This is a genomic window from Novosphingobium soli (assembly GCF_042432915.1).
GTDB classification, from domain to species: Bacteria; Pseudomonadota; Alphaproteobacteria; order Sphingomonadales; family Sphingomonadaceae; genus Novosphingobium; species Novosphingobium soli.
Window position 1 is genome coordinate 95,508 of record NZ_JBHLWK010000023.1, and the last position, 14,302, is coordinate 109,809.

Below are 14,302 nucleotides of genomic sequence, written 5' to 3' on the forward strand. Positions count from 1 at the left end.
GCCACACCCAAGGGAATTCTCGCAATGGCCACCCGCCCCCTCGCGCCCGGCAGGCGAATCGCCAAGCCGGACTGGCGCGCCGTCCTCAAGCGCTCGCTGCGCCGCGCCGGCGAACTGTCCGGCGCCGTCGTGCTGTTCGGGGCCATGGTGTTCCTCGCCCTCGCGCTGGTGAGCTATCACCAGACCGACCCCTCCGCCTCTACCGCGGCGGGTGGCGACGTGCGGAACTGGATGGGCCCGCTCGGCGCCTGGGTGGCGGACAGCGCTCTCGTGATGTTCGGACCGGTCTCCGCGCTGTTCGTGCCGCTGCTCTATGTCCTCGGCCGCAAGATGTGGCTCCTCGCCGAAGAGGAGGACAGCGAGGTGGAGCATTCGCGGCAGCGCTGGTGGACGCCGTTCGGGGTGCTGGCGCTGGCGATGCTGCTGATCGCGACCGTGCTCTCGCTGTGGTTCACCAAGCCGGGCGGGACCCTGCCGGCCTCGATGGGCGGGATCTCCGGTCTCCTCGGGGCGAAGGCGGTGACGGGGCTGGCGGGCCTCTCGCCCGAGCCGGTCCGGAACTGGATCACGCTGGCCCTCGCCCTCGTCTGCCTTGGCGCAGGGGTGGTGCTCGCCGGCCGCGTCTTCGCGCTGGACTGGGCGCGCCTGCTCACGCTGCCGGGACGCATCGGCCGGCTGCCCGCCGCCCTGCCGGCGCCGGCGGACCTTCCCTTCACGCTCGGCAAGGGCAAGGGCGCCGACAGGGCTCCCGAACGGAACGGCGACGCGCCGGAGGCGAAGGCGCCGCCGCGCATCGCCGAAGCCCCGGCCGCCCCCACCGCCGCGCAGCCGCGCAAGGCGCCCGAGATCGTGGACCCGAAGGCGGCCCCCACGCCCGCCCAGTTCGGCACCGGCAGCCGGCAGAAGGACATGTTCGACAAGTACGAACTGCCTTCGCTCGACCTTCTCGCCGATCCGCCGCCCAACTCGCAGCCCAAGATCGACAAGCTCAGCCTGGAGCGCAACGCGCGCCTGCTGGAAACCGTGCTCGACGATTTCAACGTCAAGGGCGAGATTACCGCGGTGCGGACCGGGCCGGTGGTCACCATGTACGAATTGGAACCCGCGCCCGGCATCAAGGCCAGCCGCGTGATCGGCCTCGCCGACGACATCGCCCGCAACATGAGCGCGATCTCGGCGCGCGTGTCCTCGATCCCCGGCCGCACGGTGATGGGCATCGAACTGCCCAACGCCGACCGGCAGATGGTCTCCTTCAAGGAGATGGTCGCGTCCGAGGCCTTCGCGCACCACAAGGGCATGCTGCCGATCATCCTGGGCAAGGACATCGCGGGCGAACCCGTGGTCGCCGACCTCGCGACCATGCCGCACCTGCTGGTCGCGGGTACGACGGGCTCGGGCAAGTCGGTGGGCCTCAACGCGATCCTGCTGTCGCTGCTCTATCGCCTGACGCCGGCGCAGTGCCGCCTGATCCTCGTCGATCCCAAGGTGCTGGAACTCAAGAGCTACGACGACATCCCGCACCTGCTCTCGCCGGTGGTCACCGAACCCCCCAAGGCGATTCGCGCCCTCAAGTGGGCGGTCGAGGAGATGGAGCGTCGCTATCGCCAGATGAGCGAGATCTCCGTCCGCAACCTCGCCAGCTTCAACGAGAAGGTGCGCACCGCCGCCGCCAAGGGCAAGCCGCTGGGCCGCCGCATCCAGATCGGCTTCGATCCCGACACCGGCGAGGAACTCTACGAGGACCGTCAGCTCGACTACGAGGTGCTGCCCCAGATCGTCCTCATCGTCGACGAGCTGGCCGACCTCATGGTCACCGTCGGCAAGGAGATCGAGGTGCTCATCCAGCGCCTCTCGCAGAAGAGCCGCGCGGCGGGCATCCACCTCATCATGGCGACGCAGCGCCCTTCGGTCGACGTCATCACCGGCGTCATCAAGGCCAACCTGCCGACGCGCGTGTCCTTTGCCGTGACCAGCCGCATCGACAGCCGCACGATCCTGGGCGAACAGGGCGCCGAGCAGCTGCTGGGCAAGGGCGACATGCTCTACAAGCCCAGTTCCGACCCGATCAAGCGCGTCCACGGCCCCTTCGTCTCGGACGAGGAGGTGGAGCACGTCGCCACCTACTGGCGCTCGCAGGGCAAGCCCGACTACGTCGATGCCGTCACCAACGAGCCCGAGGAAGGCAGCTTCGGCTTCGACGACCTCGACGCCACCGCGTCCGACGCCCCGGACGAGCGCAAGTACCGGCAGGTGTGCCAGCTGGTGTTCGAGAACCAGAAGGTCTCGGTCTCGTGGCTGCAGCGCCAGATGGGCGTGGGCTACAACACGGCGGCCAAGTGGGTGGAGCGCATGGAGCAGGACGGCTTCGTCGGCCCCGCCAACCACGTCGGCCGCCGCGACATCTACCGCGACGAGAACGGCAACCCGCTGTGACGCGGCGCGCGGCGTGCCTCGGTGCGCTGGCTGTCTACTTGGTCGCTCCCGCCGCGGCGGGACCGGACACGCTGGCGACCACCCGCGGCCGCCGGCGCGATTTCGCGCGTCGCCTCGGAGACCAAGGACGGCAAGATCCTGCCCTATGTCTGCCGCGGGGTCCTGCCGCGCTGCGACTGAGGCTTCACCGCCCGCGCGAGAGCCAATGAAGGTTGGTCAACGCGGTCAGCGCCTCTAAGAAGCGCCTTGAGCCGCTACCGATTGCCTCTTTTCCGGAAGGTACCGATGGAAGAACATGCCCAAGCCTTCCTGCTGCGCGACGGATTCCTGTTGCTGGGCACGGCCCTGGGCTTCGTGCTGCTGTTCCGGCGCCTGGGCCTGGGCGCCACCCTTGGGTTCATCCTGACCGGAGCGGTCCTCGGTCCGTTCGCGCTCGACCTCGTCGGCGATCCCGAGAGCAAGATGGGCATCGCCGAGCTGGGGATCACGCTGCTGCTGTTCATCGTCGGGCTGGAGCTTGCGCCCACGCGGCTGTGGCGGATGCGTCACGAGATCTTCGGGCTGGGCCTGTTGCAGGTGACGCTGTGCGGCCTTGCGGTCACCGCGGTGATCTACCTGTTCACCGGCTTCAGCCTGGAGGCCTCGCTCGCGCTGGGGCTGCCGCTGGGCCTCTCCTCGACCGCGCAGGTGCTGCCGATGCTCCAGAGCGCCGGGCGCCTGCACACGCCCTTCGGCGAGCGGTCGTTCGCCGTCCTGCTGTTCCAGGATCTCTCGATCATCCCGCTGATCACCATCATCGCCGCCATGAACCGCAATCCTGCGGTGCCCTCCGGACCGCCGGGCTGGATCCTCGGCCTGGAGACGGTCGCCGCCATCGTCGGGCTCATCCTGGCGGGGCGCTTCGCCATTCGTCCGCTGTTCCGCCTGATCGGCAACCTGGGCGAGCGCGAGATGTTCGTCTTCGCCGCGCTGTTCACGGTGATGGCTTCCGGTGCGCTGATGCAGGCGCTCGGCCTCTCCACCGCGCTCGGCGCCTTCATCGCCGGCGTCATGCTGGCGGACAGCCCCTACCGCCACGAACTGGAAGCCGATGTCGAGCCGTTCCGTGCCGTGCTGCTCGGCCTGTTCTTCATGTCGGTGGGCATGCTGCTCGACCTCTCCGCCATTGCCGAGCGCCCGCTGTTCGTGATCGCGATGGCGCTGGCCCTGATCGCGGTGAAGTCCGGCATCATCTTCCTCCTCGGCCTTGCCTTCCGCATGGAATGGCGCAGCGCGCTGGCGCTGGGGCTGCTGCTGAGCCAGGGCGGCGAGTTCGCCTTCGTGCTCTTCGCGCAGGCGAGCAATGCGATGCTCGTCAGCACCGAGGCGGCCAGCCTGTTCAGCGCCATCGTCACGCTCTCGATGGTGACGACGCCGTTCCTGATGATGGCGACGCGCGGCATCCGCGAGCGCCCCGCCCGGCAGGAGGAGCGCGACGCGCCGCAGGACGACGGTGCCAACGCGATCATCGTGGGCTACGGCCGCTTCGGCCAGACGGTCGCGCAGATGCTGATCGCGGCCGACATCGAGGTGACGCTGATCGACACCGACATCGAGATGATCGATATCGCCGGGGACTTCGGCGCCAAGGTCTACTTCGGCGACGGCACCCGCATCGACCTGCTGCGGCAGGCGGGGGCGGCAGAGGCGGAGCTGATCGTCTTCTGCATCGACGGGGACCAGCTCACCGTCCCCTTCCTGGAAGCGGTGCATACCGCCTTCCCGGACGCGACCGTCCACGCGCGGGTGTTCGACCGCCGCGCGCTGCTGCGGCTCAAGGACGCGCCGGTCAGCTCGATGGCGCGCGAGGTGATGGAATCGGCCGTGGTGCTGGCCCGCCGGGCACTCAAGGGCCTTGGCGTTTCGCTGTCCGACATCGACCGGGCGGAGAGCCACTACCGCGGCCGCGACAAGGAGCGCCTTTCACTCCAGTACGAATCCGGCGACCTCAAGACCGCGCGCGACCGCATCATCACGCAGCGCCCCCGGGGCCGGCGCGAAACCTGACGGCGGAGCCGCCCTGAAACATCGCGGAGGCTGCTGACGGCAGACCCGCCCTGAAACATTGCGGAGGCTCGGCCGTATCTCCATCTTGGGCCCGTCAGGCCAAGGGAGAGGCAAGATGCGCGTCGGCACCGTCAAGGAAATCAAGAACCACGAATACCGCGTCGGCCTGACGCCCGAGAGTGCCCGCGAGCTCGTCGCCCACGGCCACAACGTGTGGGTCGAGGCGGGCGCCGGGCTCGGCATCGGCGCTTCGGACGAGGACTATGCGCGCGCCGGCGCAAGGCTGGTCGAGACCGCCGCCGAGGTCTTCGCGGGCTGCGAGATGGTTGTGAAGGTCAAGGAGCCGCAGGCCGCCGAGCGCGCGATGCTGCGCGAAGGCCAGATCCTCTACACCTACCTCCACCTGGCGCCCGATCCCGAGCAGACCGCCGACCTCGTGAAATCCGGCGTCACTGCCATCGCCTACGAGACCGTCACCGGGCCGGGCGGCTCGTTGCCGCTGCTCAAGCCGATGAGCCAGGTGGCGGGGCGGATGTCGATCCAGGCGGGCGCGACCGCGCTGGAGAAGGCGCACGGCGGGCGCGGCGTGCTGCTGGGCGGCGTTCCCGGCGTGCTGCCCGGCCGCGTGATGGTGCTCGGCGGCGGCGTCGTCGGCTTCAACGCGGCGCAGATGGCGGTGGGCCTCGGCGCCGACGTCACCATCCTCGACCGCAGCCCCGAAGTGCTCGAACGCCTCGGCATCCACTTCGAGAGCCGCGCCAAGACGCGCTTCGCCAACTCCAGCAACATCCGCCAGATGCTGTGCGAGGCCGAACTGGTGATTGGCGCGGTGCTGGTCCCCGGCGCCGCCGCACCCAAGCTCGTCACCCGCGAGATGCTCTCGTGCATGAAGCCTGGCGCGGTGCTGGTCGACGTCGCGATCGACCAGGGCGGCTGCTTCGAGACGAGCCGCCCGACCACACACGAGGAACCCACCTTCACCGTCGACGGCATCGTCCACTACTGCGTGGCGAACATGCCGGGCGCCGTCGCCCGCACCAGCACTTACGCACTCAACAACGTGACGCTGCCGCACGCGCTGGAGATCGCCAACAACGGCTGGCAGGCGGCGCTGAAGGCCGACCCTCACCTTGCCAACGGGCTGAACGTCCACGCCGGCCGGATCACCTACGAAGCCGTCGCCCGCGAACTGGGTTACGACTACGTGCCCGTGGCAGACGTGCTGGGCTGAGCAATCCGAGGACGCAAGGCTCCAGCAGCGCGCCACACCAGCAACGGGTGTGGTTGCGATCCCGTGCGGCTGGCTTGAGCGCTATCGCCCTATTGCGGTCGTAATGGTAATTTCGTGCTGCGCTTCAGCATTGTCAGCGCGGGTGTCCAGATTATAGTTCGGGCATGAACTTTGTGCGCCCGTTAGTGCCGCCCTGTGCGTCCGAACTGCTTTGTTTTGCAATGGGTGGTTTTGTCGCGGTTGGGTCGCTAGCGTATCTGATCTGGGCCGATTTCCGTGGTTTGGTTGAAACGACGGAAGTGCCATCAGTCTGGCTGCTTTTCCTGCTTGCAGAGTCGCCATTGGTCCTACTCGGCGTACTATTTCGCTATCATCGCATTCGGAAATTGGCGGCGTTGCGCGAGTACGAGCGCGTCTTGTTACAGCTTTCGAAAGGCGTAGACGACTGCTGACCACCAAAAGTCAGACCTTCCGAACCCGCTCAGCCTGAGCCTGTCGAAGGCCCAGAGGCGCGGCGCGCGGTTGCCGGCCGCCTAGTCGCCCACGAAAGGCGCGGCGACCTCGGGGGAGACGCGCACCAGGCGGCCCGTGGCGAGGTCGATCATCGCCCAGGTCGTCCGGGCCGAGACGATGACCTTGCCCGCGGCATTGCGGAAGTCCACGCGCCGGTCGAAGCGGGCTCCGGAAGGGCCTTCGGGGATGAAGGTCTCGCCCGTCACGCTCTCACCCTCGCGAATGTTGCCGCGGTAGTCGATCTCGTGGCGCGTGACGAGCCAGGCGTACTTCGCCTGGTGCTCGGCCGGGGCGACGGCTTCCCAGTGCGCCGTGGCTATCGCCTCCATCCACTGCACCCACACCGCGTTGTTGACATGGCCCATCACGTCGATGTGCTCGGGCAAGGCGGTGAAGGTGCGGGTGAAGGTCATGACGGGGTCTGCTCGCGACGGGGCTTCGACGGGCCGAGCGCGAGCGGGTTCGGGTCGGTCACCGCGTCCCCCCGCTCACCTTGCGCTTGGCGCCGGGTCGACGCCCAGCTGCCACAGGATGAACGCGAACTCCTCCGCGGTTTCCTTCAGGCTCTCGAAACGGCCGGACTTGCCACCGTGCCCTGCGCCCATGTTGGTCTTGAGGATCAGCTCGTTGCCGTCGGTCTTCAGCTCGCGCAGCCGGGCCACCCACTTGGCGGGTTCCCAGTAGGTCACGCGCGGGTCGTTGAGGCCGGCGGTGACCATCAGCGGGGGATAGGCCTGGCGCTTCACCTGGTCGTAGGGGCTGTAGCTCCGGATCAAGTCGAAGGCGGCCTTGTCCTCGATCGGGTTGCCCCATTCCGGCCACTCGCCGGGGGTGAGCGGCAGGCTGGCATCGAGCATCGTGTTGAGCACGTCGACGAAGGGCACGTGGGCCACCACCGCGCCGAACAGCTCGGGGTCGGAATTGATGACCGCGCCCATCAGCTCGCCGCCGGCCGAGCCGCCCGAGATGCTGATCTTGCCCGCTGCGGTGAAGCCGCGCTCGATCAGGCCCTTCGCCACGTCGACGAAGTCGTTGAAGGTATTGGTGCGCCGCTCCAGCTTACCGGCCTTGTACCACGCGCGGCCCATGTCGTCGCCGCCGCGGATATGCGCGATGGCATAAGCGAAGCCGCGGTCGACGAGGCTGAGGCGCGCGGTCGAGAAGCCGGGATCGATCGAGATGCCGTAGGCGCCATAGCCGTAGAGGTGGAGCGGGCCTGCCCCGGTGCGGTCCTTGCGATAGACGATCGAGACGGGAATTGCCGTGCCGTCGCGCGCGGTGATCTCCAGCCGCTCGGTGGCGTAGAGCGAGGCGTCGTAGCCCGAGGGGATTTCCTGGACCTTGAGCGTCTCCAGCGTGCGGCTCGCCACGTCGTAGTCGAGCACCGAGGACGGCGCGACCATCGATTCGTAGCTGAGCCGCAACGTCGTCATGTGCCACTCGGGATTGTTGGACAGCCCCGCCGAATAGCTCGCCTCGGGGAACACGATCGGCTCCACGCGCGCACGATCCCCGTAGTAGCGCACTTCGATCTGATCGAGGCCGGCGCGGCGCCCCTCGATCACGTAGAAGTCGCGGAATAGGTCCACCCCGGTGAGATAGAACGCGTCGCTGCCCTCGATCAGCGTGGTCCATTCGCCCGGGTTCTCCAGCGGCGCGGTGGCCAGGCGGAAGTTCTCGTGCGTGTCGTTGGTGTGGATGTAGAGCACGCCCTCGCGCTCATCCACGTCGTATTCCACGCCCTTGCTGCGGGGCTTCACCAGGATCTGCGCGCCCAGCGGATCGTCGGCGGACACCATGCGGCATTCGCTGGTCTCGTGGTCGCTCGAGCCGATCAGCAGCCACTTCTCGTTCGCGGACAGCGAGGAGCCGACGCGGAAGCCCTCGTCGTCCTCGTGGTAGAGCTCGACGTCCTTCTCGGTCGGCTCGCCCAGCCAGTGCAGCCGGGCGTTGTCGGTGCGCCACTGCTCGTTCGCGAGCGAATAGACGAGGCCCTTGTCCTGCGCCACCCAGACCAGCGCCGAGAGGGTGCCGGGAATCTCGTCGGGCAGCAGCTCGCCCGTCTCGAGGTCCTTGATGCGCGCCGTGAAGCGCTCGGAGCCGTTGTCGTCGTAGGCGTAGGCCAGGAGCTTGCCGTTGGCGCTGGTGGAGATCGCGCCCAGGCGGAAGTAGTCCTTGCCCGCGGCCAGCGCCACTTCGTCGAGGATCAGCTCGTCGGCCGAACCGTCGTCGCTGACGCCCACCGGACGACGCCACCACTTCTTGTACTCGGCGCCTTCCTCGAACTCGATCCAGTAGAGCCAGTCGCCGTCCTTCTGCGGCACCGAGCGGTCGGCTTCCTTGATGCGCGCACGCATTTCCTTGAACAGCGCGTCGATGCGGCCCTGGTGCGGCGCCATGCGCGCCTCGAACCAGCGGTTCTCCGCTTCCAGATGGTCCAGCACCGCCTTGTCCTTGACCTCCGGGTAGCCGGGATCGCGCAGCCAGGCATAGTCGTCGGTGACAGTGACGCCATGGTGGGTGGTGGAATGCGACGTCTTCGCCGCCTGCGGTGGCCCGATGAGGGTCTGGGTGGGTTCTGCCATGGCCACCATCTAGAGTTTGTCCTGGCCGAGTTGAAGCCGTTCGGGAAAAATCCCTGCCCGGGACGCCGGCGCCCCTGCCTCGCGCCGGGGTGGCTGCGGCTTCCCCTCGGGCGCCGGAGAGCCTATGTTCGGCGCGAACTGCCCCTGCGATCCGGATGCCTGCCATGTTGCTGAATACCCATGAAGCCCGCCTCGAAGCCTTGCGCCGGGAACTGAAGGCGCGCGGCCTGGACGGCTTCGTGATCCCGATCTCGGACGAGCACATGAGCGAATACGTGGGCGCCTATGCCCAGCGCCTCGCCTGGCTGACCGGCTTCGGCGGATCGGCCGGGACCGCCGTCGTGCTGACCGATGCGCGGCGCAGCCCCGCGGCCGCCATGCTGGTCGACGGCCGCTACACGCTGCAGGTGCGCGATCAGGTGGACGGCCGGTTCTACGCCTACGAGAACGTGCCCTCCACCAGCGTCGCGGTCTGGCTCGCCGACCATGCGCCGCAGGGCGCACGGATCGGCTACGACGCGTGGCTGCACGGATCGGGATGGGCGCAAGCGGTGGAGGCGGTGCTGGCGCGCAAGGGCGGCACTCTGGTCGCGGTGGAGAGCAACCCCGTCGACGCGGTATGGGACGACCGGCCGGCCCCCTCGCCCGCTCCCGCCCTCGTCCATCCCGACGCGCTGGCCGGCCAGTCCAGCGAGGCCAAGCGCGCCGCGGTCTCGGAATGGCTGACCGCCCGGGGCCTCGACGCGACCGTCGTCACTGCCCTGGATTCGATCGCGTGGCTGCTCAACATCCGCGGCTCCGATGTGGAGCGCACCCCGGTCGCGCTCTCCTACGTGATTGCCCGCGCCGATGGCACGGCCGACCTGTTCATCGCTGCCGAGAAGGTGACCGACGACTTGCGCCGTCACCTGGGCAATGCCGTCGCCATCCGCGAGCGCGACGCCTTCGTCGAAGGGCTGCGCCAGCTGGCCGGCAAGCGCGTCGCGGTCGATCCCGAGCGCGCGGTCAGCGCCATCTTCGCGGAACTGCGCGGCGCCGGCGCTACCTTGGTGGAGGCGCGGGACCCGACGGTGCTGCCCAAGGCGATCAAGAACCCCGTCGAGCAGGCCGGCCACCGCGCCGCGCAGGCGCGCGACGGCGCCGCAGTGTCGCGCTTCCTGCACTGGCTGTCCATCGAGGCGCCCCAAGGCGGCGTCACCGAGATCTCCGCGGCCGACCGGCTCCACGCCTGCCGCAAGGCGGGTGGCGACCTGCGGGACCTGTCGTTCGACACGATCTCGGGCGCAGGGCCGAACGGCGCGGTGGTCCACTACCGCGTGTCGGAAGAGACCAACCGGACGCTGGAGCCCAACTCGGTCTACCTCGTCGATTCGGGCGGGCAGTACCCGGACGGCACCACCGACATCACCCGCACCGTCTGGGTCGGCCCCGGTGCGCCCCCGGCGGAAGTGAAGGACCGCTTCACCCGCGTGCTCAAGGGGCACATCGCGCTCGCCACCGCGGTCTTCCCCAAGGGGACCGTCGGGAGCCAGCTCGACACCCTGGCACGCGCGGCGCTGTGGCAGGCAGGGCTCGACTACGCGCATGGCACCGGCCACGGCGTCGGCAGCTTCCTGTCGGTCCACGAAGGCCCGCAGCGCATCGCCAAGTCGGCCGGGGGGCAGGCGGGCACCGACCAGGTCCTGCTGCCCGGCATGTTCCTGTCGAACGAGCCCGGGTACTACAAGACCGGCGCTTACGGCATCCGCATCGAGAACCTGGTGCTGGTCGAGACGCGCGAGATCGCCGGCGGGGAAGGCGAATACTACGGGTTCGAGACGCTGACCCACGTCCCGATCGAGCGGCAGCTGGTCGACACCGCGCTGCTCACGCGGGCGGAGGTGCAATGGTGGAACGCCTACCATGCCCGCGTGCTGGAGATCGTCGGCCCGCAGCTGGAAGGCGAGGCGCAGGCCTGGCTCACGGCGCAGTGTGCGCCCTTTTAAGCGTCCCCTGGTGAGCCCCCTGGTGAGCCCCCTGGTGAGCCCGGCATGACGACGCAGGCGCGCGACATGCGGATGTTCCCCGTCCATCTCGGGCTCGGGGCACGGGCGTCGGCACAGCCCGCGTTCACCGGCATGGAGTGGTACGCGGATTACGCCCGCCGCAATGCCGCCGACGGCGCGGAGGGGCGGCTCGTCAGCCTCTACGACTTCACCTCGGACTGGGACACCTGGGAAATGCACCCGCAGGGAGACGAAGTCGTCGTGTGCCTGGCGGGCGAGATCACGCTGATCCAGGAGGGCCGTGACGGCAGCCTCCACTCCGAGACGATTGGCCCGGGTCAGTACCTGATCAACCCTGCGGGCGTGTGGCATACCGCCAACGTGCCGCAGGCCGCGACCGCGCTGTTCATCACCGCCGGGGAAGGTACGCAGGACCGTCCGCGCTGAATGGCGGTTCATCCAGTTTGCGCACCCATGAACGGGGTGGCGCACCTGTGACAATTGACGACAACAAACACGCGATGCGGCACACATGAGCGACAATGCGTTTCTATAACTGGCAGCAGAGAGCCGCGGGGCCCGAATCTTCCCCCTCCCTTCCGGCATCGCGGCTCTCAGCCAATTCTGTTCGGGACAAAGAGAAACGCTATGATGACCAAGATGAAGACTTTGACGCTCGGCCTCTCGGCCGCCGCGCTCGCCATCGGCGGTGTCGCCTGCGCCCAGGCGCCCGCTCCCCACGCCAAGAAGGATGCCGACGGCAACGGCGTCATCACCCGCGCCGAGGCCCAGGCCTCCGCGACGCAGATGTTCGCCCGGCTGGACGTCAACAAGGACGGCAAGCTGGACAAGGCCGACCACGAGCTCGGCCGCCAGCAGATGCGCGACAAGATGTTCGCCAAGCTCGACGCCAATGCCGACGGCTCGATCTCGAAGGCCGAGTTCGCGGCCGAAAAGGGGCCGGGCCGTGAACCCGGCGAAGGCCGACCGGGCGACCGCATGGGCAAGGATGGCCATCGCGGCCCGGGCAAGGGCTTCGGCGGTCGTCACCACGGCTTCGGCGGCCCGCGCGGCGGCGGCATGATGCACCAGGCCGACGCCGACAAGGACGGCGCGATCAGCCAGGCCGAGTTCGTCGCCGGCGCCATGAAGCGCTTCGATGCGCAGGACGCCAACCATGACGGCCAGGTCACCAAGGAAGAGCGCCAGGCCGCGCGCGAGGCCATGAAGGCCGAGTGGAAGGCGAAGGCTGACAAGAAGCCGGCGAACTGACAGGAAGGCGCGGTGCCACAGGACCGATTGATGAACGACACCGCGCCTCCCAAGCTGCTGCTCGTCGACGACGAGGCCTCCTTGCGCGAACCCCTGGGCGAGTACCTCTCGCGGCAGGGGTTCGCCGTGGTGCAGGCGTCGAGCGCGGCAGAGGCCCGCACCCGCCTGCGCGACAGCCAGGGTGACGGGCGCTTCGACCTGGTGCTGCTCGACATCATGATGCCGGGCGAGGACGGCCTGTCGCTGTGCCGCCACCTGGTGGAGGCGCAGGACGTGCCCGTCATCTTCCTGACCGCGCGCGGCGAAGCGACCGATCGCATCGTCGGCCTCGAAATCGGCGCGGACGACTACGTGGTGAAGCCGTTCGAGCCGCGCGAGCTGGTGGCCCGCATCCGCAGTGTGCTGCGCCGCGCCGCGCGGGTCGCCCTTCCCGCTTCGACCGAGAACGAAGCCTTCGTGTTCGAGGGCTGGACGCTCGACCCGCTCAAGCGCCGGCTGATGGATGCCGAAGGTGCGGTGGTGGCGATCTCCTCGGTCGAGTTCCGGCTGCTGATGGCCTTCCTCGAGCACCCGCGCCAGGTGCTCAACCGCGATCGCCTACTCGACATGGTCCAGGGCCGCGAGGCGCACCTCTTCGACCGCGCGGTGGACAACCAGGTCAGCCGCCTGCGCCGCAAGATCGAGGTCGACAGCCGCAATCCGCAACTCATCCAGACGGTGTGGGGCGGCGGCTACATGCTGGCGGCCGACGTGCGCCGCGTGCCGCTCGACGCCTGATGCGGCTGCCCCAGCCCCGCAGCCTGATGGGCCAGATGCTGCTGGCGGTGGCGGCGGCGCTGCTTCTCGTGCAGGGGATCGGCGCGCTCCTCGTCTATCGCGCCCAGCGCGAGGGGTACGAGGCCGGCATGGTCAATGCCGTCGCGTTCCGGCTCCTCGTCGAGACGCGTGGCCGCGACGCGCTCGGGCGCATGCTCCGCAACGACCGGACGCCGTTCAGCGGCCCGCCGCCGCGCGGCTTCCCGCTCGAGTTCAGCACCGGCACCCCCGCGGCCGTCGACGAGGCGCGCGACACGCGGGCGGAGGCGCGGCTGCGCCGGGTGCTCGAGGAGCAAGATTTCCAGGCCTCCGACGTGGTGGTCGTCCACCGCACCGTCCATGCCGACGCCTTCGCTCGCGCGCACGTGCGCCAGCGCGCGGCACACCGCCGCATGGACCGGCAGGAACTGGCCGACGCGCTCAACGACCACCTGCTCGTCGTCGGAGTGCGGCGAGACGGCGACGGCAACTGGATGGTCGCACGCGTGCGCTCGCCTCGCGCCGCCAACAAGTTGCTCCAGCCGCTGCTGGTGCAGACGGTGCTCATCTACGTCGTGCTCGTCGGCGCCGTCGCGCTGATCCTGCGGCGGATCACCCGCCCGCTCGCCGCGCTCACCCGCCGTGTCGAGCAGTTCGCCGTGGCTCCCGGCTCGGCCGGCCAGCTCGTCCCCGGCGGCCCGGAGGACATGCAACGGCTGATCGAGGCGCACAACGCCATGGAAGCGCGCATCGTCGCCATGCTCGACGAGAAGGACGTGATGCTGGGTGCCATCGGCCACGACCTCAAGACCCCGCTCGCCGCGCTGCGCGTGCGGATCGAATCGGTGGAGGACGACACCGAGCGCGCGCGCATGGCCACGACCATCGAGGACATCGTGCGCACGCTCGACGACATCCTTTCGCTCGCCCGCGTCGGCCGCCCGAGCGACCCGCGCGAGCGCACCGAGCTGTCCGCCCTCGTCGCCTCGGTGGTCGAGGAATACGAGGACATGGGCGACCCGGTCGAACTGGGCGACACCCAGCGCATCGTCGTCGAGCTGCGGCCGACCTGGATGCGCCGCGCGCTGCGCAACCTGATCGGCAACGCCTTGCGCTACGGCGAGCGCGCGCGCGTCACGCTGGAGCGCGACGGGGCGCGGGCGGTGATCGTGATCGACGACGATGGCCCGGGAATCCCCGCCGACCGGATCGAGGACATGATGAACCCGTTCACCCGCGGCGATCCCTCGCGCAACTCGACCACCGGGGGCGCGGGCCTGGGCCTCGCGCTCGCGCGCGCCATCGCCGACCAGAACGGCGGCGCCCTGGTCCTTTCCAACCGCCTCTCCGCCCAGGGCCGCGTCGAAGGGCTGCGCGCGCGGCTGGAGCTGCCGGTCGGCTGACCCTAGAGCGTGATCTTGTTTGAGTGAATCGTAAGGGGG

11 protein-coding genes are annotated in these 14,302 nt (G+C 69.1%); 9 read left to right on the plus strand and 2 right to left on the minus strand.

The features are described 5' to 3' along the window. Window positions 1–24 precede the first annotated feature (24 nt). The 4 genes from ACFFJC_RS18170 (at window position 25) to ACFFJC_RS18185 (ending at window position 6,162) form a co-directional block, all read left to right on the plus strand. Window positions 25–2,433 (plus strand): DNA translocase FtsK, encoded by a 2,409-nt coding sequence (locus ACFFJC_RS18170; protein WP_379488804.1) that lies wholly within the window; start codon window positions 25–27, stop codon window positions 2,431–2,433. Between the two features lie 285 nt (window positions 2,434–2,718). Further along, window positions 2,719–4,479: a cation:proton antiporter domain-containing protein gene (locus ACFFJC_RS18175; protein WP_379488805.1), complete on the plus strand. Its 1,761-nt coding sequence runs from the start codon at window positions 2,719–2,721 to the stop codon at window positions 4,477–4,479. A gap of 115 nt (window positions 4,480–4,594) precedes the next feature. Then, window positions 4,595–5,710: an alanine dehydrogenase gene (ald, locus tag ACFFJC_RS18180; protein ID WP_379488806.1), complete on the plus strand. Its 1,116-nt coding sequence runs from the start codon at window positions 4,595–4,597 to the stop codon at window positions 5,708–5,710. A 164-nt stretch (window positions 5,711–5,874) separates the two neighbouring features. Continuing rightward, entirely contained in the window at window positions 5,875–6,162 is a 288-nt protein-coding gene (locus ACFFJC_RS18185; protein ID WP_379488807.1) for a hypothetical protein, read from the plus strand. Window positions 6,163–6,243: 81 nt separating this feature from the next. Here the strand turns inward: ACFFJC_RS18185 and ACFFJC_RS18190 are convergent, their stop codons facing one another. Together ACFFJC_RS18190 and ACFFJC_RS18195 are read right to left on the minus strand one after the other, a co-directional pair. Further along, on the minus strand, window positions 6,244–6,636 hold the full coding sequence (locus tag ACFFJC_RS18190) for an acyl-CoA thioesterase (protein WP_379488808.1): 393 nt from the start codon (window positions 6,634–6,636) through the stop codon (window positions 6,244–6,246). A 75-nt stretch (window positions 6,637–6,711) separates the two neighbouring features. Next, window positions 6,712–8,808, minus strand: a complete 2,097-nt coding sequence (locus ACFFJC_RS18195) for a S9 family peptidase (RefSeq protein WP_379488809.1) — start codon at window positions 8,806–8,808, stop codon at window positions 6,712–6,714. Between the two features lie 164 nt (window positions 8,809–8,972). Between ACFFJC_RS18195 and ACFFJC_RS18200 the strand changes: the two genes are divergently transcribed. The 5 genes from ACFFJC_RS18200 (at window position 8,973) to ACFFJC_RS18220 (ending at window position 14,263) form a co-directional block, all read left to right on the plus strand. Further along, complete coding sequence (locus ACFFJC_RS18200) at window positions 8,973–10,793, plus strand: aminopeptidase P family protein (protein WP_379488810.1); 1,821 nt, start codon at window positions 8,973–8,975, stop codon at window positions 10,791–10,793. A gap of 45 nt (window positions 10,794–10,838) precedes the next feature. Continuing rightward, entirely contained in the window at window positions 10,839–11,240 is a 402-nt protein-coding gene (locus ACFFJC_RS18205; RefSeq protein ID WP_379488811.1) for a cupin domain-containing protein, read from the plus strand. A 204-nt stretch (window positions 11,241–11,444) separates the two neighbouring features. Next, window positions 11,445–12,065 (plus strand): EF-hand domain-containing protein, encoded by a 621-nt coding sequence (locus ACFFJC_RS18210; protein ID WP_379488812.1) that lies wholly within the window; start codon window positions 11,445–11,447, stop codon window positions 12,063–12,065. A 30-nt stretch (window positions 12,066–12,095) separates the two neighbouring features. Continuing rightward, on the plus strand, window positions 12,096–12,842 hold the full coding sequence (locus ACFFJC_RS18215; RefSeq protein ID WP_379488813.1) for a response regulator: 747 nt from the start codon (window positions 12,096–12,098) through the stop codon (window positions 12,840–12,842). Next, on the plus strand, window positions 12,842–14,263 hold the full coding sequence (locus ACFFJC_RS18220) for an ATP-binding protein (protein ID WP_379488814.1): 1,422 nt from the start codon (window positions 12,842–12,844) through the stop codon (window positions 14,261–14,263). Before ACFFJC_RS18215 ends, ACFFJC_RS18220 begins: the two co-directional genes overlap by 1 nt. Window positions 14,264–14,302: the final 39 nt, after the last annotated feature.

What these genes read in the sequence shown, in the direction of transcription:
- ald (WP_379488806.1), top strand. Translation starts at nt 4,595, where the DNA reads ATGCGCGTCGGCACCGTCAAGGAAATCAAGAACCACGAATACCGCGTC.
- ACFFJC_RS18210 (WP_379488812.1), top strand. Translation starts at nt 11,445, where the DNA reads ATGACCAAGATGAAGACTTTGACGCTCGGCCTCTCGGCCGCCGCGCTC.
- ACFFJC_RS18220 (WP_379488814.1), top strand. Translation starts at nt 12,842, where the DNA reads ATGCGGCTGCCCCAGCCCCGCAGCCTGATGGGCCAGATGCTGCTGGCG.
- ACFFJC_RS18215 (WP_379488813.1), top strand. Translation starts at nt 12,096, where the DNA reads ATGAACGACACCGCGCCTCCCAAGCTGCTGCTCGTCGACGACGAGGCC.
- ACFFJC_RS18185 (WP_379488807.1), top strand. Translation starts at nt 5,875, where the DNA reads ATGAACTTTGTGCGCCCGTTAGTGCCGCCCTGTGCGTCCGAACTGCTT.
- ACFFJC_RS18175 (WP_379488805.1), top strand. Translation starts at nt 2,719, where the DNA reads ATGGAAGAACATGCCCAAGCCTTCCTGCTGCGCGACGGATTCCTGTTG.
- ACFFJC_RS18205 (WP_379488811.1), top strand. Translation starts at nt 10,839, where the DNA reads ATGACGACGCAGGCGCGCGACATGCGGATGTTCCCCGTCCATCTCGGG.
- ACFFJC_RS18170 (WP_379488804.1), top strand. Translation starts at nt 25, where the DNA reads ATGGCCACCCGCCCCCTCGCGCCCGGCAGGCGAATCGCCAAGCCGGAC.
- ACFFJC_RS18190 (WP_379488808.1), bottom strand. Translation starts at nt 6,636, where the DNA reads ATGACCTTCACCCGCACCTTCACCGCCTTGCCCGAGCACATCGACGTG.
- ACFFJC_RS18200 (WP_379488810.1), top strand. Translation starts at nt 8,973, where the DNA reads ATGTTGCTGAATACCCATGAAGCCCGCCTCGAAGCCTTGCGCCGGGAA.
- ACFFJC_RS18195 (WP_379488809.1), bottom strand. Translation starts at nt 8,808, where the DNA reads ATGGCAGAACCCACCCAGACCCTCATCGGGCCACCGCAGGCGGCGAAG.